We start from the raw sequence: 19,340 nt of genomic DNA, 5'->3' as shown, positions 1-19,340 counted from the left end.
TTCATCCCATGCTGTCGCTGAAAGACGTCTACGTGGGCGAGCCGACCGTACTCGGCCACCAGCGGGACCAGCCCGTGCTGAGCGCTATCCGGAAAACCCGGGTCAACACCGAAGAGTTGGTGCTGTCCGAACTCAACCTGGCTGGCGACCGCCAGGCCGACCTTTCGGTGCACGGCGGTCCCGACAAGGCCGTCTACGTCTACCCGGTCGAGCACTATCCGGTGTGGACCGACGAGGGGTACTCCGTGGCGCACGGCGACTTCGGCGAGAACCTCTCCGTAGAAGGCGCGCTCGAGAGCGACGTGCGGATCGGCGACATCTGGGCCTGGGGCGACGCGCTCGTGCAGATCGCCCAGCCGCGGCATCCGTGTTTCAAGCTCGCCATGCGGACCGGCCGCAAGGACGTCGTGCCCGCGATGATCGACACCCGTCGCTGCGGCTGGTATCTGCGCGTGCTGCGACCGGGCACGGTCCCGACGGCCGGGCCGCTCGAGGTCGTGGAGCGGGCCGAGGGGCCGACCGTCGGGGAGACGTTCCTGGCGGCGGCGGCGAATTACGCGCGGCTGCCCGAGCCGGGGCCGATGCTGGAGTTGGCTGACCGGGTGCTGTCGACGCAAGCGTTGCCGGAGGGTTATCGCAAGGGTATCCAGTCCAAAGTGGACCGGGCTAGGGAATCACTTCCAGTCGACCTGGGGTGAACGGTAGAAGTCGATTCCCTGGGCTTCCCAGCGCGGCGCTTGCTTGGCGATGCGGCCCCGGTAGCTGTCCCAAACCCGCGAATCGCGAGGCGACCAGCCGATTTCCGCGACACCGGGCAGGCGCGGGAAGGCCATGTACTCGATGTCGTCGTTGGTCCGGATGGTTTCCGTCCACAGCGGAGCCTCGACCCCGGCGACGGACTTCTCCGCGACGCCGGGAACGAGCGTCGCCGGGTCCCATTCATAGGCGTCGCGGACTTCGACCAAACCGGCCCAATCCTGACCCAGCTTCGTCGATTCCGTGTACTTCATGTCGAGATAGGCGTGGTTGGCGGGCGACATGATGAACTTGTTCCCGCGCGCCGCCGCGGCGGCCACGTCCGCGTTCGGGCCGCCCTGGTCCCAGTACTGCGGCACGGCGGACGTCGGCAGCGGCGCCTTCGCCATCTCGTGCCAGCCGGTGATCAGCTTGCCGTACTTGGCGACCATCGGGGTTACCTTCTCGTAGAAGGCTTTGTAGTCCTCGGCGGACGTCGAATGAGCTTCGTCGCCGCCGATGCCGATGTATTTGCCTGGCGTGATCGCGGCGAGTTCGCGGATCACGTCTTCCACGAATCGGTACGTGGTAGGCGACTTGATGCACAGCGAGCTGTAGCCGACTTCGATGTCGGTGCGCGGCGGGACCGCGACCCCGTCGCAGTTGAGCTCGGCGTACACCGACTGCGCGGCATTGGTGTGCCCAGGCATGTCGATTTCCGGGACGACCGTGATGTGTCGGCTCGCGGCGTACGCGACGATGTCGCGGTACTGCTCCTGCGTGTAGTAACCGCCCGGGTCGCCGTACGCAGCCGTCTTGCCGCCTTCGGTCGCCAGCTTCGGCCAGCTCTTGATTTCGATGCGCCAGCCCTGGTCGTCGCTGAGGTGCAGGTGCAAGGTGTTGATCTTGTACTGGACGATCTGGTCGATGTACTTCTTCACCTGTGCGGGCGTGAAGAAATGCCGTGCGACGTCGAGCATCGCGCCTCGGTGGGCGAAGCGCGGGTAGTCGAGCACGCTGCCGCCCGCGATCGTCCACGTCCGGTGCTGCACCGTCTTCGCCTCGATCGACGAGGGCAGCAGTTGCCGCAGCGACTGGACGCCGGTGAACAACCCGGCGGAAGTGTTGGCGCGCAGCCGGACGCCGTTCTTCGTGACGTCGAGCTGATATCCCTCGTCGCCGACGCGCGGGTCGGCGTGGCCCAGGTCGAGCGAGATCGCGGACAGTCCCGGGCTCACCGGGACGACCGGCAGCGGGTAGCCGGTCGCGGGCCGCAGCAGGCCGCGCAGGTACGCGGCGACGTCGCCAGTGCCGTGTCCGGCGCGGATCACCGTCAGCGGCGTGAGCCGGAAGGTGGCGTCCGCCTTCGCCACGGCGTGCACCGGCACCGGTACGAGGTCGGTGACCTGCCGTTCGCTGGGCGCGGGACTCGCCGCGGCCGGCCCGGGCACTCCCACCGCGGCGAGCCCGAGCACGGTCACCCCAAGCACGGCCCTGGACAGGGTCTTCCTCACGGCATACCTCCGGTCGCGTCGCGGAGAAGGCGGACTCCAAGAGGTATAGACCACTACCGGGGAGGCTGACAACGCCCGAAAGGGTCGGCTGACGACTGATGTCCCGTTCGCCGGGATGCCCGCCACGCCCCAATGCCACATTGGGTGCGCTCAGCGCACCGAACGCCACATTGGGTGCGTCGCATGCACCCAATGCCACATTGGGGCAATGCTCAGGGCCGCAAGATCGCCCGCAACGCGTCGAGCACCGTCGGGTCCTCGATGGTCGACGGAACCGCCTCGTCGCGACCGTCGGCGATCCCGCGCATCGTCTTGCGGAGGATCTTCCCCGAGCGCGTCTTCGGCAGCGCGTTGACCACCGAGACGTCCCGGAACGCCGCCACCGGCCCGATATCGCGGCGGACCAGCGCGACCAGTTCGTCCCGCAACTGCTCCTCGGGCACCTCCACGCCGGACTTCAGCACCACGAACCCGCGCGGCACCTGGCCCTTCAGCTGGTCCGCGACCCCGATCACCGCACACTCCGCGACCGCCGGATGCGACGCCAGCACGGCCTCCATCGAGCCGGTCGACAGCCGGTGCCCGGCCACGTTGATCACGTCGTCGGTGCGGCCCATCACGAACAGGTAGCCGTCCTCGTCGAGGTAGCCCGAGTCGCCGGTCAGGTAGTAGCCGGGATAGCGCGACAGGTACGCCTCGCGGTAGCGCTCGTCGTCGCCCCACAACGTCGGCAGCGAACCCGGCGGCAGCGGCAGTTTCAGCGTGATCGCGCCCTCGCGGCCCGCTGGCAGTTCCTCGCCCGCCTGGTCGAGAATGCGGACATCCCAGCCGGGCACCGGTTTCGTCGCCGACCCGGGCTTGACCGGCATCGGTTCGAGACCGCGCGGATTGGCCGCAATCGGCCAGCCGGTTTCGGTCTGCCACCAGTGGTCGACGACCGGCGTGCCGAGAATGTCGTGCGCCCAGTGGTAGGTCTCCGGGTCGAGCCGCTCGCCCGCCAGGAACAGGGTGCGGAACCGGGACAGGTCGTACTTTTTGAGCTCGTCCGCGTCCGGATCCACCTTCTTCACCGCGCGCAACGCCGTCGGCGCGGTGAAGAGCGCTTGCACGCCGTGCTCGGAAATGACGCGCCAGAACGCGCCAGCGTCAGGAGTTCCTACGGGTTTTCCCTCGTACAGCACCGTTGTCGCGCCCACCAGCAGCGGTGCGTAGACGATGTACGAATGTCCGACGACCCAGCCGACGTCGGAAGCCGTCCACCACACATCCCCGGCATGGACGTCGTAGAGCGCGCCCATCGACCACGCCAGCGCGACCGCGTGCCCGCCCGCGTCGCGCACGACGCCCTTCGGCCGTCCGGTGGTGCCGGACGTGTAGAGGATGTACAGCGGGTCGGTCGCCTTCACCGGAACCGGATCCACCGGGTCGGCATCGGCGACAAGCTCGGTCCAGTCGAGGTCAGTGCCGGACAGCTCCGCGCGCGCCTGCTCTCGCTGGAACACCACGACATGGTCCGGCTGGTGCTCGGTGGTTTCGAGAGCCGCGTCGATGATCGGCTTGTACTCGACGACCCGGGTCGGCTCGATCCCGCACGACGCGGCGAGGATCAGCTTCGGCTTCGCGTCCTCGATCCGCGCGGCCAGCTCCTTCGGCGCGAAACCGCCGAACACCACGGAGTGCACCGCGCCGATCCGCGCGCAGGCGAGCATCGCGATGACGGCCTGCGGAATCATCGGCAGGTAAAGGATCACGCGATCGCCGCGGGTCACCCCGAGCGACGCGAGCGCGCCGGCGAAGATCGCGACCTCGTCCCGCAGTTCGGCGTAGGTGTAGCGGCGTTTGCGTCCGCTGACCGGCGAATCCCAGATCAGCGCGTCCTGCGCGCCGCGGCCGCCGTCGGCGTGCCGGTCGAGTGCGTTGTAGGAGGTGTTCAGCTCGCCGTCGGGATACCAGCGGTAGAACGGCGCGGCGGACGAATCGAGCGCGCGGGTGGGCCGCTGCGTCCAGTCGATCGCCCGGGCGGCTTCGAGCCAGAACTGCTCCGGCTCGTCCAGACTGCGCCGATACGTCTCGGTGTACGCGCCCACGAGGTCTCCTTTGACTTCCGACGGCCGAATCTGCCCTCATGATGGCCTTTCCCCCGGCGGGTCGCAGGTCAGCCCGGTCCGGGGAGATCGATGCAGTGGATCACGTTCCCCGCTCGACCCGGCAACCCCGCGGAGGCCGTGTGCGTCCTAAGCTGGACCGTGGGGAACGGCCGCGCAGCGGCATGAAGACAACACTGACAGTGAGGGGAACCAGCCGGTGAGCGGAATCGCGAGCGCGCTGCTCTCGCTCGCGCACACCTTGTTCGGCCCGGACTTCTGCCCGGGCGACTGGGTGTGGGCGACGACCACAGCGGGTGCGCTCGTCGCGCTCTTCCCGGCGGCCGGTGCGCTGATCGTGGCGATCGTCCGCAAGGGGACCGGCAACCGGTACGACGCGACCACGCTCACCGTGTTCGGGCTCATCGGCGTGGTCAGCGTGCTGGTGCTGCCGTGGCTGATCTCCTCGGGCATCTCGGAAACGTTCCGCGCGGCCAACGCGGGCCAGTCGACCGGACTGTCCGGGGCGGCCTCGCTCAGCAAGGACTACTGCTCGTTCGTCGGCACGCAGAAGGCTTACCTCGGCGGCGGGTCGAACGTCTTCGAGACGCTCTTCTACCCGCGCGGCCTCAAGCTCTCCTACGCGCTGTACCTGCTCGCGTTCACCGCGCTGCCGGTCGGCTCGCTGCTGTTCGTGATGCTGCAGGCGCGCACCGCTTTCCGGCGCGGGCCGAAGTGGCCGTCGCGGTTCTTCTGGATTCCGTTCGTGGTCATGGCGGTCGCGTCGGCGGGCATGTCGGCCAACACCGCGGTGCACTTCTGGCTCGGGTTCCTGCCGTTCAGCGTCCTGGGGCTGATCCCGGTCGCACTGGTCGGGCCGCCGCCGTGGTCGGTGATCAACCGGCCGGAGCCGCGCCGCGACGAACCGCCCGCCGCGCAGCCTCCGCCGCGCCGGGAGCAGCTGCCGCCGCCTCCGCCGCCGCAGAACAAGCCGTACCCGGCCACCGCGCTGGCGTCCGCTCCGGAGCCGCCGCCGGCCGGGGCGCTGGCCGCCGCGCCCGGCATGATTCCGCCGCCGCCCGGCTCGCGCAACGCGGGCAGCAGCCGGTACCGGCGCGTCCGCCAGCTCGGGACCGGCGGGTTCGGCACGGTCTGGGAAGCCGTCGACACGCAGCTCAACCGCACTGTCGCGCTGAAGATCGCGCACGCGCCCGACCGCGACACCGAGGAGCGCATGCAGCGCGAGGCGCGTGCGCTGGCCGTGGTGAACCACCCCAACTGCGTCCGCGTGTACGACCTGGCCGAGGAACCGGACGGGCTCGCGCTCGTCATGGAGTACCTGCAGGGCCGCCCGCTCGCCGAGGTGGTCGACGGACAGGGCCCGATCGACGACGTCGCCGCCGGACGGCTGTGGTCGACGATGGCCGGCGCGCTGGTCGCGGCGCACGAGCGGGGCGTGCTGCACCGCGACGTGAAGCCGTCCAACGTCATCCTCGACCCGGCGGGCATCGCGCACCTCATCGACTTCGGCATCGCCCGCAGCCAGGGCGATTCCAAGATGACCGCCACCGGGATGATGATCGGCACGCCCGACTTCGTCGCGCCGGAACAGGCGATGGGCTCCCCGGCGAGCCCGGCGTCGGACGCCTGGCAGCTCGCCGCCACGGTCAGCTACGCGCTGACCGGCCAGCCGCCGCGCGGCACCCGCGAGACGCCGATGGCCGCGCTGATGGCCGCGGCGCGCGCCGATCCGGTCACGCACATGCCGCAGCGTTCGGTGCACGCACGGATCCTGGCCGCGTCGCTGGATCCGGAACCGCGCCGTCGCCCGACGCTGAACTCGGTGCGCCGCGAGGTCGACGGCTGGCTGAGCCGGCAGGGCAAGGCGCTGGACGGGCCGGTCACGCAGATCGTTCCGCGCCGCTCACCGCGCTGAGCCTCGTGAGTGTTGATCACGGTTCTAACCGCGATTAGCACTCACGACGCCTTCACCGCCGCGAACTCCAGCCGCTTCCTCTCGACCCCCACGCGCACCTGCTCGAACCCGGCCGCCCTCAGCCGGGCGGGCAGGGTGTCCGCGTCGAGGACGTTCATCGTGTCCCCGATGTGCAGCAGCCGGAATCCGAGGCTGAGCTGGCTGTCCACGCCGCAGTAAGTGCCGCTCGGGCGCAACACCCGGAACGCCTCCGCGAAGATCCGGTCCTGCAGCGCGTCGGTCGGCACGTGGTGCAGCATCGTGAAGCAGACGACTCCGGAAAACCGGTCGTCCGCGAACGGCATTTCCGCACCGTTGCCCTCGACGACGTCGACCCGGTCGCCGTATTTCTCCCGCAGCAGCCGGGTCGACGCCGGATCGATTTCCAGCGCGGTCAGCCGCGGCAGAGCGTCGACCAGCACCCGGGTGGTGGCCCCGAAACCCGGTCCGATTTCCAGCACGTCGTCGCCCAGTTCGAAACGGGCGAGCCAGTCCGGCAGCACGCCGGCCACCGCGGCGGCCCACTTCTCCGAGCTGCAGAGCTTGCGGTGCATCAGGTTCATCGGCATGGTCCCGACGCTAGGGACGAGCCATGCTGACCGGAAGGCGATAGGCTGTCACGTCATGTCGCAGTACGGTCAAACCGGCGCGATGCTGCTCGGCGACCTCCCGATCGCGGCCGGCGCCTGGTTCCCCTGGCACGACCATCCGGCGCACCAGCTCGTCTGGGCCGCGCGCGGGGTCGCCGCGGTGATGGTCGGCGACGCGCAATGGGTGCTGCCGTCCACGCGCGCGCTCTGGATCCCGGTCGGCGTCTGGCATCGCACGGGCGCGGTCGGGAACGCCGAGCTGCGCGGAATCTACGCCGATCCGGAGCAGTGCCCGGTCGACTGGCCGTCCCCGCGGATCGTCATCGTCCGGCCGTTGCTGCGGGAACTGCTGGAGCACCTGTCCGCGGACGGCATCAGCGACGACGCCCGCCGCCGCGCCGAAGCGGTCGCGTTCGATCTGCTGGAGCCGATGGACGTCGCGCCGATCGTCGTCCCCGCGCCCGCAGACCCACGAGCGCGGGATGTCGCCGACGCGGTGCTCGCCGACCCCGCGGACTCGCGCGGCCTGGCCGAGCTGGGCCGGGAAGTCGGCGCGAGCGAGCGGACGCTGGCCCGCGCGTTCGTCCGAGACTGCCGGATGACGTTCGGCACCTGGCGCACGCAAGCACGGCTGCGCGCGGCATTGCCGTTGCTGGCACAGGGTTTGCCGATGACGACCGTCGCACACCGGGTCGGGTACGCGACAGCCAGCGCTTTCGTAGCCGCCTTCCGCCGGGCGGTCGGGGTGCCGCCGGGCGCTTACTTCAGCGCCACGAAGGCAGCCACATTTCCGCCTGCCAATGGTCGTTCGTGATCGGGATTCCGTTGAGAATCGGCCACAGCCAGGCGAAGTTCGCCACCACCAGCCCGACATAAAGCGACACGACGAGCAGACCGGTGCCTCTGCGTTCGAACCCGCGTTTGGCGCTGCCGAGAATCTGCCCGAGCGCCAGCACCAGCCCGAGCACCAGGAACGGGGCCATCGGCGTGGCGTAGAAGAAGTACATCTGCCGGTCGATGTTGGTGAACCAGGGCAGGTAGCCGGCGAAGTAGCCGGTGAGCACGGCGGCGTAGCGCCAGTCCGCGCGGAAGAACCAGCGCCATAGGCCCCAGCCCAGCACCGGGACGGCCAGCCACCACATCGCGGGCGTGCCGATCAGCATCGTCGCGCCGAGGCAGCGCGATTCGCCGCAGCCGGTGACATTGCCGTCGTAGTAGTAGAGCATCGGCCGCAGGCCCATCGGCCACGTCCACGGCTTCGACTCCCAGGGATGCGGATTGTCCTTGGGCGTCACCAGGGTTTCGTGGAAATGCAGCACGTTGGCGGTGTAGCTGCCGAGCGAGCGCAGCGCGGGCGGGATCCAGCCGAACATGCCCGGGTCGAGGTTCTTGATCTCGGTGTAGTGCCGGTCGGTCGCGGTTTCGCTGGCGAACCACGCCCAGTACGCCGCCAGGTACATCAGCACCGGCACGACGAGGATCGCCCACAGCGCGGGCGCGACATCGCGCCGGATCGTGCCGACCCACGGCCGCCGCACGCCCGCCGCGCGCCGGGCGGCGACGTCGAAGAACACGGTGAGCAGGCCGAACGCCGCGATGTAGTAGAGCGCGGACCATTTGACGCCGAACGTCAGGCCGATCATCAGCCCGGCCGCGAACCGCCACCAGCGGAAGCCGAGCTTCGGACCCCACTGGGATTCGCCGATCCAGCCCTCGCGCACCGCGACCGCCAGCCGTTGCCGCACCTGGTCGCGGTCGCAGAGCACGCAGCCGAACGCGGCGAGCACGAAGAACGCGATGAAGATGTCGAGCATCCCCATCCGCGACTGCAGGTGCAGCACGCCGTCGCAGATCACCAGCACGCCCGCGATGCCGCCGAGCAGCGTCGAACGGGTCAGCCGGCGCGCGATGCGCACGGTGAGCAGCACGATCAGCGTGCCGGCCACCGCCGACATGAACCGCCAGCCCCAGCCGTTGTAGCCGAAGAGCCACTCGCCGAACGCGATGAAGTCCTTGGCCAGCGGCGGGTGCACGATCAGCTCGTACCCGGCGTTGTCCTCGTACCCGCCGTTGCGCAGCATCTGCGCGGCCTGGGGCACGTAGTGCTTCTCATCGAAGACAGGGCTGTTGTGGTCAGTGGGAAGGCCCAGATTCTGCAGCCGGACGACGCCGCCGATCACGGTCAGGACGAACGTGACGATCCAGCCGCGCAGCCGGTCGGCGGGCATGGCCCGGCCGAGCAGGGTGGCTTCGCGGTCGGTCGGAGGACGGCGCGCGTCGACCGGGTCCGGCCGCACGCTCTCGTCGTCGGCACGGGTCAGCAGCGCGGTCACGGGGCCCGATAGTACGGCCTGATCCACCGGTGGCGTCTGGTTAGGCTGACTGCCATGACTTCTGCGTCCGGACGGCTCGTGCTCGCCGCCACCCCGCTGGGCGATCCCGGCGACGCGTCCGCCCGGCTGATCGAGGCGCTGGGCTCGGCGGACGTGATCGCCGCCGAGGACACTCGACGCCTGCGCGGCCTCGCTTCCGCGCTCGGCGTGTCGCCTTCCGGCCGGGTGGTCAGCTTCTACGAGGACGTCGAGACTGCCCGGCTGCCGAAGCTGCTGGAGGCACTGCACGGCGGCGAGACGGTGCTGGTGGTGACCGACGCCGGGATGCCGAGCGTGTCCGATCCCGGCTTCCGCCTCGTGGCCGCTTGTGTCGAGGAGGATCTGCCGATCACTTGCCTTCCCGGCCCGTCGGCGGTGACGACGGCGCTCGCGTTGTCCGGGTTGCCCTGCGACCGGTTCTGCTTCGAGGGCTTCGCCCCGCGCAAGCCTGGCGAGCGATCGAAGTGGTTCGCGGAGCTGGTGAGCGAGCGCCGGACTGTCGTGTTCTTCGAATCGCCGCACCGGATCGCGTCCCTGCTTTCCGACGCCGCCGCCGCGCTGGGCGGTTCTCGGCGTGCCGCAGTGTGCCGGGAGCTGACGAAGACGTACGAAGAGGTCAAACGCGGCACCCTCGCGGAACTTGCCGAGTGGGCAGCGGACGGGGTGCGCGGCGAGATCTCGGTGGTGCTGGAGGGGGCGGCTCCTCGGCAGGCGTCGGTGGCGGATCTGGTGCCGGAGGTGGCGGAACGGGTCGCTTCGGGGGAACGACTGAAGACCGTCGCGGCTGAGGTAGCGGGTGCGGCCGGGGTGTCTACAAAGGAGCTTTACGCGGCGGTGCTCGCGGCGCGGAAGTGAGTTAGTACCGGCGGGCGTTGTCTTCGGCTAGGAACTGCAGCCACTTCGGGTCGCTAGGTGCGGTTTTGGTGATCGTGGCCAGTTCCTCCGGCCGCCAAGTGCGGATGCCGTCGGTGTGCACGACGTGTTCTTCCGTCAGGCCCTCATCGGGAATCTCCTTGGTACTGGAGAGGAACTCCGTGACGGTGGCCGGATCCGCGACGGTGCGGGGAGAAGGAACGGGCACCAGTGCGAGTTCGCCATCTCCGGCGACCACGAGGTCGCCGTTCGACGTCGCGGCCAGCGCGGTCACTGCCGAGCGGAGCAGTTTGTGCTTCTTGGTTCGGTCGCGCTCGACGTCAACCTCCAGCAAGGTGCCGGACGGCGTCCCGATCCACAGCGCGCCGGGCCGTGCACCGAAGGCGATGGTGAGCCAGGACGAGATGGAATACTTTTTGAGCGAGGTCTTCAGGATTCGGCGCAGCGAAGGGAACTCGAACACCAGGACCTGATGTTCGTAGGTGTTGCCGCGAATCGCCAGGTACCGCCCGTCGGAGCTGAAGACCGGAAGCCCCCAGCAGTTGGATTCCAGAATCAGGGCCCGGTCGAGGAACCGCAGCTTCTCGCCTGGACGGGAGAAGAGCACAAAGCTCGCGCCCTGATCGCTCTGCAGCGTGGCGACCAGCCCGCCCGCCGGATGCGGGGCGATCCCGGTGTCCCACACCCGGGCGGACGAGGTGGCCCCGGTCTTGAGGTCGATGACGTCCGAACGGTCGTAGATTTCGGGCGGGGTCGGCGACGTCCACAGCGACTGGCCGTCCGGACTGAAGGCCACGTGGTGGGACACAGCGATATCCAGCGCGGAGGTGCCGGTCCGGGTCCAGCGCACCGTTTCCCCGCCGGAGGACACGACCAGTTCCGGCCGCTCCGGGTGCCAGGCGACGACAGGCCAGTGGTCGAACTTCCCGTACTCCGGGGAATCCGCGCCCACCGCGCCGATTTCGCGAAGCACTCGCTCGGCGTAGTAGAGATGCACCGCGGGCCGGTCCTGATCGATCCCGGCGACGAGCGGCAGTTTCGGATGGCACACCAGCTTGCCGATCGAAGCGGCGGGGATCCGGGCGATGGCCTGGATGGCAGTCACTAAGAGATTTTACCGACTGCGCAACAGCATTTTCGCTGCTACCAAAGCCTTTTCCGCATCCGGCTCCTCGCCGGTGATCGCATCGGTGTAGATGAACGACTCGCCGACCCGCACGAGCAGATACGCCAGATCCGCCACCGGCAACGGCGTCTCCAGCCGCCCCGCCGCGACCTCGTCCGACAGCAACGCCTGGACCTTCTCGATGGTCCGCGATTGCACCAGACTCGCCTTGGTCGTCAGCAACCGCAGCGCACGCTCCGGCTCCCGGCGCAAAAACGCACGGAACGGCGAGGACGCGTTGACCGTCCGCACGAACGCCCCGATCGCCTCCGCGACGCCGTCCCCGCCGCGGCCCGCATAACTCACGTTATCCAGCACCGCGGACGTCTCCGCCCACAGGATTTCGCTCAGCAGGTGATCGCGGCTGCCGACCCAGCGGTGCAGGGTCGCGCGGCTGACGCCGAGGTCGCCTGCCAGGTCGCGCATGTCGACACGGTCCCCGGCGAGGAACCGGGCGCGGGCGAGGCGGAAGGCCGCGACGGCGTCGGGTCGCGAGGTGCGGGTGGACAGTGGCGTGTCGATGGGTGAGACGTTAGCAGAGAGTGTCCCATGGATGAGACATGTGGCAGAATGTCTCACGACGAGAGGAGCCGCGAAGATGCGTGCTGTGCAGGTGACCGAATTCGGCGGTCCCGAGGTGCTGAAGCCGGTCGAGCTGCCCGATCCGGTGGCCGGGCCGGGGCAAGTGCTGATCGAGGTCGACCGTGTCGGGCTGAACTATGCGGACACGCACCAGGCGGAAAACTCGTATCTCGCCCCGAGCAAGCTGCCGCTCGTGCCCGGCGGCGAGGTCGTCGGTCGTACGGCGGACGGCAAGCGGGTGGTCGCGCTGCTCAACGACGGCGGCGGTTACGCCGAGCGCGTCGTGGCCGACGAGGCCATGACCTTCCCGGTTCCGGACGGCGTCGACGACCTCAACGCACTGTCGATGCTGGTCCAGGGCGCGACCGCGTGGATCATGCTGCGCAAGAACGCTCATCTCGAACCCGGCGAGTCCGTCGTCGTGCACGCCGCGGCGGGCGGCGTCGGGTCGATCGCGGTGCAGCTGGCGAACGCGTGGGGCGCGGGCCGCGTCATCGCGACCGCGAGCAGCGAGGAAAAGCGCGCGCTGGCGATCGAACTCGGCGCGGACGTCGCGGTCGATTCCCGCGCGGAGAACATGACCGAAGTCCTCCGGGAAGCCAACGGCGGCAAGCGAGTCGACGTCGTCCTCGACATGGTCGGCGGCACCACCACCGACCAGAGCATCGTCGCGTTGGCCCCGTTCGGCCGTCTGGTCTTCTACGGGATGGCCGGCCGCCGCTCGCCGAAGCCGATCGAATTGCGCAACCTGCTCGGCCACAGCACGACCGTGGCCGGGATGTGGCTGCCGCACGTGTTCCGCTTGCCGGGCAACGTTTTCGGCACCGCGCTCAGCGACCTGTTCACGATGGTGCTGGACGGAAAACTCCGCGCGATCGCGGGCGGCGAGTACGCGCTGGAGGACGCCCGGAAGGCGCACGAGGCACTGCGTTCCCGTGGCACGACGGGGAAGCTGCTGCTCGACCCGCGTAGGTAAGGCTCGTGAGTGCTGATCACGGTTCTAACCGCGATCGGCACTCACGAGGCCTGGCCAGCAGATCCTCCAACGGCGCCGCTTTGTGCAGGCATTCCTGCCATTCCGCGGCGCTGTCCGAGTCGGCCGTGATCCCGCCGCCGACGCCGAGCGCGATCCGGTCCCCGGCGATCTCGAACGTCCGGATCGCCACGTTCAGCTCCAGCCCCGCCAGCGGCGACACCAACCCGACCGCGCCGGTGTACACGCCGCGCGCGGCCGGTTCCAGTTCGGCGATCAGGTCCAGTGCTCGGATCTTCGGCGCACCGGTGACCGAGCCGGGCGGGAACGTCGCGGCCAGCAGCCCGGAGTCGGTCACCCCGTCCGCCAGCACACCCTCCACAGTGGACGCCAGATGCCACACCCCCGGCGCGGGATGCACCGCGAGCAGCTCCGGCACCACGACGCTGCCGACCTCGCACACCCGGCCGAGATCGTTGCGCACCAGGTCGGTGATCATCACGTTCTCCGCGACGTCCTTCGCCGACTGCCGCAGCAGGAGCGCGTTGCCGTCGTCCGCCGGACCGCGCCGGGGCAGCGTCCCCTTGATCGGCGACGACCGCACGCGACGGCCGTGCCGGGCCAAAAACAGTTCCGGCGACAGCGAAACCACCGAACCCCATTCACCGGCGACGTAAGCCGCCCGCCGCGGAGCCAGCCGCCGCACCCCCTCGGCGAACAACGCGGCCGGTGAACCCTCGAACGTCCCGGTGAACCGCGAGCAGACGTTCGCCTGGAACAGTTCGCCCGCCTCGATCTCGTGCACGCACGCCTTCACCGCCTGCTCGTGCCCGGACGGCCGTCGCAAAGCACTAGCCGACCATGACAGCCCCGCGGATCCAGCCAAAGCCCGCTCCACCACCGCGAGCTGCCCGTCTGCGTCACCGTCAAGGGACTCGAACCAGCACTCGCCAGCCGCGTCCCAGTGCAGCACGTGATCCGCCCAACCCCAGGCCGACGCCGGAACCCCGGTCGAACGTCCAGATGGGTCCGCCTGGTCATAGGCCAGAAAACCGAACCACCCGCCGCCGATGCGCCCCGAAGGACCCGAAACGGGAGAAACCGAAGGGAACGACCGCGGAGTCACCGCCAGGAACGGTGCCACCACTGCCCGCGACCCGAACCAGTCCCCGCAGACCGCGGCCGGTTCGGGCAGGCCGTGCGCCCGGGCGTACGCGGACAGCAGAACGAGCACCCGCGAAGGTGACAGGTCGGTCCGCAGCCGCTGGAAACGCATCGCGCCATTGTGCCGGAAACCGGCGGTGACCAGCGGAAAAGGTGATCAGAGCAGCACATCGGACAGCGCGAACGGATACACCACCGCGTCCTGCGCCACCGGGCCGTCGACGCCGGGCACGTCCGGCGCGAAGGCGTGCTGGTGCAGCCCGAGCCGCGAGTGGAACCAGCCGGGCCGTCCGGGAATGCCGTTGTGCCGCACGAGCCACAGCACGACCTCGGAATCAGCCCAGCGGTCCGGGTGCAGGCGGTGTGCCCAGCAGTCGTGTCCGGCGTACACGAGCACCCGGCGGATCTTCGCGGCGTGCCGCACGTGCTTGATCCACGCCTTCACGAACCGGTCGTCGACGCTTTGCGCGTCCACCTCGAGCGCCGGGGCGAGCGAACCGGGCGCGAACGCTCCGAGCTTGCTCGCCGTCCGGACGAAATGGTCGGCCTGGTCGTGCACCGCGCCAGGCCGCGCGTAGTGCCGGGCGCCGGTATGGATGCCCGCGTGCTGGGCCGCGGCCAGCATCCGCTCCGCGCCCGGATCGCTCCAGTTGACGTTCTCGCTGATCGTCACCGAAGCGAATCGCACGTCGGCGCCGCGCACCGCCGCCCAATCGAGCACTTGCTCGCGATGAGTGAGCGTGAGTCCGCGCCCACTCTCCGGTTCCGCCACCACGCACCCCTGACAAGCCCCACGACGGGTGAAAGGCCACCCTACGTCCGGAATTCCGGAGCGGGGTGACCTTTCCCGGCGTGTCGATAGGCTTTGATCAGGCGTTTTCCCGTTGGAACGTGCGCGTTCCCCACCACACCGCCAAGACGGCCATGACCAGCACGACCACGCCCCCGGTGAAGAGCGCGTCCATCGAGAAGTCGCCGCGGAAGCTGTTGCGCTCCACGTCGACCACGTGCCGGAACGGGTTGATCTGCGAGATCGTGTACAGCCACTTCGGCGCCAGCCCGGACGTGATCGGGATGAGGATCCCGGACAGCAGCAGCAACGGCATGAGCACCGCGTTGAGCAGCGCCGGGAACGCCTCCTCGCTCTTGAGCGTGAGCGCCAGCGCGTAGGAGCACGACGCCAGCGTGAGCGCGAGCAGGAACACGATCGCCAGACTCAGCAGCACGCCGCCGAACGGCGCGTTCAGGTCGAACACCAGGTAGGCGAGCAGGATGATCAGCACCGCCTGCACGGCCGCCTGCAACGCGTTCGCCAGCACCTTCCCGAGCAGCAGCGCGGCCCGGTGCACTGGGGTGACACGCAGCCGCTCGACCACGCCGGACCGGAATTCGGCCAGCAGCCCGAAGCCCACGAACGAACTGCCGAACAGCGCCAGCTGCGCGATCAGCGCGGGCGTGAGCACCATCCAGCCGTCGACCTCGGACATCCCCTGCGCGCCGAGCGATTTCACCAGCAGCGGGCCGAAGAAGAACAGGTACAGCAGCGGCTGGGCGAGCCCGATCAGCAGCCACGCCGGATTCCGCAGCGCGCCCGCCATGTCGCGGCGGAAGATCAGCCAGGTGTCACGCAGCATCGGACGCCTCCGGTTCCGTCGCCGCGGGCTGCTCCGCTTCGCGCAGCGACCGGCCGGTGAGAGTAAGGAATACGTCGTCCAAGGTCGGCCGCGTGACCTGCATGGCGGTCGTCGCGATTTCCTTGGCGTCGAGCGCGCGCAGCAGCTCCGGCATCGCGGTGTCGCCGCGCGGCACCCGGAACCGGATCGACCCCTCGCGCACGGCGAACTCGTGCGCGCCGGGCAGTTGCCGGGCCAGGTCGGCGGCGGCCGCGGCGGATTCGGGATCCACCTCGATCGCCACGCTGTCGCCGGAGACCTGCGCTTTCAGCGCGTCCGGATGCCCCTCGGCGACGATCCGGCCGTCGTCGATCACGATCAGCCGGTCAGCCAGCGCGTCCGCCTCGTCGAGATAGTGCGTCGTCAGGAAGATCGTCACGCCCTGTTCGGTGCGCAGCCGCCGGATGTGCTCCCACAGGTTCGCCCGGCTCTGCGGGTCGAGCCCGGTGGACGGCTCGTCGAGAAAGACCAGCCCCGGCGAATGAATCAGCCCCATCGCGATGTCGAGCCTGCGCCGCTGACCCCCGGACAGCGTTTTCGTGGCCCGCTGTTCGAGCCCGGCCAGGTCGAGCTGCTCGGTGAGCACTTTGCCGCGCGCGATCGCGTCGGCCTTGCTCATCCGGTACAGCCTGCCCTGCAGCTCAAGCTCTTCGCCGACGCGCGATTCGGGCGCGGTCCCGCCGCCCTGTGCGACGTACCCGATGTTGCGGCGCACCCCCGCCGCGTCGGTGAGCAGGTCGTGCCCACCGACGGTCGCCGTGCCCGCGGTCGGTCTCAACAAGGTGGTGAGCATGCGCAGCGTCGTGGTCTTGCCCGCCCCGTTCGGGCCGAGGAACCCGACCAGCTCGCCCGCCTCGACGTCGAGATCGACCCCCTTCACCGCGTGCACTTCGCCACCGGCTCGGCCCTTGCGGCGAAACCGCCGCTCGAGTCCGCGTGCCGTGATCATGGATTGCCCCTCTCCTCCCAAGAAGATCAGCTAGTCAATCTTGACTAGCTGACGCGCACACTGTGCCCGAGAGAAGCGGCTTAGTCAAATTTGATTACTCAGGAGCCGACGGGGTGAACGGCGAACCGGGGTCGTCGGCCATCACGTACTCGCCCGCCTCGAGCCTGCCGATCAGCCCGCCGAGCCATTCCCGGCTCGCGCTGGCGATCCCGCCCCACAGGCGGAACAGTTCGGTCACGTGCGCAGGTTTGCCCCAGGTGTCGTCCTCGAGGCTCAACCGCGACCGGCGCTCTTCCGCTTCGAAGTGGATCAGGTTCTGCTGGAGCAGGCTGATCGTGTACTTCCGCGGGAGCGCGGGCATCAGGCTCACCGCCGCGCACAGCTCCGCGTTGCTCGCGCTCGGATCGGACAACCCCTTCGCGATGAGGACCTGGAACTCCTGCTCGCCCGCGTGCGAGAGCCGGTAGGCGACCCGGTCCGGACCGCCGTCGCCCGGTTCGACGTCGATCTTCTCCAGCAGGTCCTCGGCGGCCATTTTCTTGAGCGCGTGGTAGATCGAGCCGGGCTGGACGTTCGCCCACTTGTCCGCCGACCACGACAGCAGTTCGCGGCGCACCTGGTAGCCGTGCGCGCGGCCGAACATCCGCACGACCCCGAGCACCAGCAGACGCGTCGCCGACACCGGCTCTCCCTTCCCCGACCACCACGAAACGCGCTGGAGCGCATCCGTAGGCTAAACAGGTATGAGCACCCCTGTGTTGACCGCGGTGGCCTGGCCCTACGCCAACGGCCCCCGCCACATCGGCCACGTGTCCGGATTCGGCGTCCCGTCCGACGTCTTCTCCCGCTACCAGCGAATGGCCGGCAACCGGGTGCTCATGGTGTCCGGGACCGACGAACACGGCACGCCGATCACCGTCCAGGCGGACAAAGAGGGGATGACCCCGCAGCAGACCGCGGACAAGTACACCCGCCAGATCGACGAGGACCTGCGCGGCCTCGGCCTCTCCTACGACCTGTTCACCCGCACCACCACCGGCAACCACGCCGCGGTGACGCAGGAAATCTTCCTCGCGCTCAACCGCAACGGCTACGTCGTCCCGAAGACCACCCGCGGCGCGATCAGCCCGTCCACCGGACGCACGCTGCCCGACCGCTACATCGAGGGCACCTGCCCGATCTGCGGCTACGACGGCGCGCGCGGCGACCAGTGCGACAACTGCGGCAATCAGCTCGACGCGGCCGAGCTGATCAACCCGAAGTCGCGGATCAACGGCGAGACGCCGAAGTTCGTCGAGACCGAGCACTACTTCCTCGACCTGCCGGCGTTCACCCAGACCCTCGGCGACTGGCTGGGCACCAAGAACGACTGGCGCCCGAACGTCCTCAACTTCACCAAGAACCTGATCGACGACATGCGGCCGCGGCCGATCACCCGCGACCTCGACTGGGGCGTCAAGATCCCGCTGGACGGCTGGCGCGACCAGCCGCTCAAGCGGTTCTACGTCTGGTTCGACGCGGTCATCGGCTACTTCTCCGCGAGCGTCGAATGGGCGCGCCGCAACGGCACCCCGGACGCGTGGCAGGAGTGGTGGGCCAACGACGCCGCGCGCGCCTACTACTTCATGGGCAAGGACAACATCACCTTCCACGCCCAGATCTGGCCCGCGCTGCTGCTCGGCCAGAACGGCGACGGCGATCGCGGCGGCGAGCCGGGCAAGTACGGCAAGCTGCACCTGCCGGACGAGATCGTGTCCAGCGAGTTCCTCACCATGAGCGGGTCGAAGTTCTCCACGTCCCGGGGGACCGTCATTTACGTGCACGACTTCCTGCGGGAGTTCGGGCCGGACGCGTTGCGGTACTTCATTTCGGTGGCCGGTCCGGAGACTCAGGACACGGACTTCACGTGGGACGAGTTTGTTCGGCGGACGAACTTCGAGCTGGCTAACGAGTGGGGCAATCTCGTTAACCGGTCGATCTCTATGGCGCACAAGAACAATGGGGCGGTTCCGGCTCCTACTGCGCCTGCTCCGGCGGATGAGGAGTTGAAGGCGCTGTCTCGGCAGGCGTTCGAGACTGCTGGGGGGCATCTTGCGCGGTCGCGGTTCAAGTTGGCCGCGGCTGAGGCGATGCGGGTGGTTACGGCGGCTAACCGGTATCTGTCGGATCAGGAGCCTTGGAAGCTCAAGGAGGATCCGGACCGGCGGGACGCGGTGTTGCACACGGCGTTGCAGGTGGTCAGTGACGCGAATACGTTGCTGACGCCGTTCCTGCCGCATTCGGCGCAGAAGGTGCATGAGGCGCTGGGTGGGACTGGGGTTTGGGCTGCTCAGCCTGAGCTGCAGGAGGTTGAGGATCTTGACCTGCCTGGGCGGGTTAATCCGATCCTCACCGGGGATTACGCCGGGGAGCAGGCTAAGTGGGAGTCTCGGCCGATTGAGGTTGGGCGGCCGTTGGAGAAGCCGACTCCGTTGTTTACGAAGCTGGATCCGAAGTTGGGCGAGACTGGGCCGGAGTGGGCTCCGATCGTGACTGACTGAGGTCTCGGGGGCGGCTCGTCGCCTGGCGGCGACATTGCGCCCGCTTTGGGGGCCACCACCCCGAAGCCCGATTGTGCTGACGGTTCGGGGGTGCTTGTCAATGGGGGTGAGTTGGCGTGTAAAAGACCCCCGAAACGCAGGGGGGCGTTGG

General features: G+C 69.0%; 17 protein-coding genes. 6 read left to right on the top strand and 11 right to left on the bottom strand.

What is annotated here, in order from left to right:
- The first annotated feature begins 8 nt into the window (after positions 1 to 8).
- Complete coding sequence (locus ACWDNU_RS01205) at positions 9 to 698, top strand: MOSC domain-containing protein (RefSeq protein ID WP_449667226.1); 690 nt, start codon at positions 9 to 11, stop codon at positions 696 to 698.
- On the opposite strand, the gene ACWDNU_RS01200 is transcribed toward ACWDNU_RS01205, so the two are convergent.
- Complete coding sequence (locus ACWDNU_RS01200) at positions 675 to 2,249, bottom strand: beta-N-acetylhexosaminidase (RefSeq protein ID WP_449667225.1); 1,575 nt, start codon at positions 2,247 to 2,249, stop codon at positions 675 to 677. The genes ACWDNU_RS01205 and ACWDNU_RS01200 overlap by 24 nt on opposite strands.
- 212 nt (positions 2,250 to 2,461) lie before the next feature.
- On the bottom strand, positions 2,462 to 4,336 hold the full coding sequence (locus tag ACWDNU_RS01195) for a propionyl-CoA synthetase (protein WP_449667224.1): 1,875 nt from the start codon (positions 4,334 to 4,336) through the stop codon (positions 2,462 to 2,464).
- Between the two features lie 217 nt (positions 4,337 to 4,553).
- Here ACWDNU_RS01195 and ACWDNU_RS01190 point away from each other — a divergent pair, with 217 nt between their 5' ends.
- Positions 4,554 to 6,269 carry a serine/threonine-protein kinase gene (locus ACWDNU_RS01190; RefSeq protein WP_370934024.1) on the top strand — a complete coding sequence of 572 codons (1,716 nt, stop codon included), beginning with the start codon at positions 4,554 to 4,556 and terminating at the stop codon, positions 6,267 to 6,269.
- 41 nt (positions 6,270 to 6,310) lie between these two features.
- Here ACWDNU_RS01190 and ACWDNU_RS01185 read toward each other — a convergent pair whose 3' ends face one another.
- Positions 6,311 to 6,877, bottom strand: a complete 567-nt coding sequence (locus ACWDNU_RS01185) for a class I SAM-dependent methyltransferase (protein WP_449667223.1) — start codon at positions 6,875 to 6,877, stop codon at positions 6,311 to 6,313.
- 55 nt (positions 6,878 to 6,932) lie between these two features.
- Between ACWDNU_RS01185 and ACWDNU_RS01180 the strand changes: the two genes are divergently transcribed.
- Positions 6,933 to 7,712 (top strand): AraC family transcriptional regulator, encoded by a 780-nt coding sequence (locus ACWDNU_RS01180; RefSeq protein ID WP_449667222.1) that lies wholly within the window; start codon positions 6,933 to 6,935, stop codon positions 7,710 to 7,712.
- Here the strand turns inward: ACWDNU_RS01180 and ACWDNU_RS01175 are convergent.
- On the bottom strand, positions 7,663 to 9,231 hold the full coding sequence (locus tag ACWDNU_RS01175) for a dolichyl-phosphate-mannose--protein mannosyltransferase (protein WP_449667221.1): 1,569 nt from the start codon (positions 9,229 to 9,231) through the stop codon (positions 7,663 to 7,665). The genes ACWDNU_RS01180 and ACWDNU_RS01175 overlap by 50 nt on opposite strands.
- A gap of 54 nt (positions 9,232 to 9,285) precedes the next feature.
- On the opposite strand from ACWDNU_RS01175, the gene rsmI reads away from it, so the two are divergent.
- On the top strand, positions 9,286 to 10,125 hold the full coding sequence (rsmI, locus tag ACWDNU_RS01170) for a 16S rRNA (cytidine(1402)-2'-O)-methyltransferase (protein ID WP_370934028.1): 840 nt from the start codon (positions 9,286 to 9,288) through the stop codon (positions 10,123 to 10,125).
- Between the two features lies 1 nt (position 10,126).
- On the opposite strand, the gene ACWDNU_RS01165 is transcribed toward rsmI, so the two are convergent.
- Positions 10,127 to 11,248 carry a hypothetical protein gene (locus ACWDNU_RS01165; protein ID WP_449667220.1) on the bottom strand — a complete coding sequence of 374 codons (1,122 nt, stop codon included), beginning with the start codon at positions 11,246 to 11,248 and terminating at the stop codon, positions 10,127 to 10,129.
- Between the two features lie 9 nt (positions 11,249 to 11,257).
- Positions 11,258 to 11,734, bottom strand: coding sequence for a QsdR family transcriptional regulator (locus ACWDNU_RS01160; protein WP_370934031.1), 477 nt, complete (start codon positions 11,732 to 11,734; stop codon positions 11,258 to 11,260).
- Between the two features lie 172 nt (positions 11,735 to 11,906).
- Between ACWDNU_RS01160 and ACWDNU_RS01155 the strand changes: the two genes are divergently transcribed.
- Positions 11,907 to 12,866 (top strand): quinone oxidoreductase family protein, encoded by a 960-nt coding sequence (locus tag ACWDNU_RS01155; RefSeq protein WP_449667219.1) that lies wholly within the window; start codon positions 11,907 to 11,909, stop codon positions 12,864 to 12,866.
- 16 nt (positions 12,867 to 12,882) lie between these two features.
- Here ACWDNU_RS01155 and ACWDNU_RS01150 read toward each other — a convergent pair whose 3' ends face one another.
- From ACWDNU_RS01150 to ACWDNU_RS01130, 5 genes are all read right to left on the bottom strand, one after another.
- Complete coding sequence (locus ACWDNU_RS01150; protein WP_449667218.1) at positions 12,883 to 14,139, bottom strand: aminodeoxychorismate synthase component I; 1,257 nt, start codon at positions 14,137 to 14,139, stop codon at positions 12,883 to 12,885.
- Positions 14,140 to 14,184: 45 nt separating this feature from the next.
- Positions 14,185 to 14,799, bottom strand: a complete 615-nt coding sequence (locus tag ACWDNU_RS01145; RefSeq protein ID WP_370934034.1) for a glycoside hydrolase family 25 protein — start codon at positions 14,797 to 14,799, stop codon at positions 14,185 to 14,187.
- A 97-nt stretch (positions 14,800 to 14,896) separates the two neighbouring features.
- Positions 14,897 to 15,661 (bottom strand): ABC transporter permease, encoded by a 765-nt coding sequence (locus ACWDNU_RS01140; RefSeq protein ID WP_449667217.1) that lies wholly within the window; start codon positions 15,659 to 15,661, stop codon positions 14,897 to 14,899.
- Positions 15,651 to 16,649 carry an ATP-binding cassette domain-containing protein gene (locus ACWDNU_RS01135; RefSeq protein WP_449667216.1) on the bottom strand — a complete coding sequence of 333 codons (999 nt, stop codon included), beginning with the start codon at positions 16,647 to 16,649 and terminating at the stop codon, positions 15,651 to 15,653. The genes ACWDNU_RS01140 and ACWDNU_RS01135 overlap by 11 nt, the downstream gene beginning before the upstream one ends.
- A 94-nt stretch (positions 16,650 to 16,743) precedes the next feature.
- Positions 16,744 to 17,331, bottom strand: a complete 588-nt coding sequence (locus ACWDNU_RS01130) for a PadR family transcriptional regulator (RefSeq protein ID WP_449667215.1) — start codon at positions 17,329 to 17,331, stop codon at positions 16,744 to 16,746.
- A gap of 61 nt (positions 17,332 to 17,392) precedes the next feature.
- On the opposite strand from ACWDNU_RS01130, the gene metG reads away from it, so the two are divergent.
- Positions 17,393 to 19,189, top strand: coding sequence for a methionine--tRNA ligase (gene metG, locus ACWDNU_RS01125; RefSeq protein WP_449667214.1), 1,797 nt, complete (start codon positions 17,393 to 17,395; stop codon positions 19,187 to 19,189).
- Positions 19,190 to 19,340 lie beyond the last annotated feature (151 nt).

The organism is Amycolatopsis sp. NPDC003676 (assembly GCF_053587275.1).
This window is presented reverse-complemented; position numbering and strand designations above follow the sequence as displayed.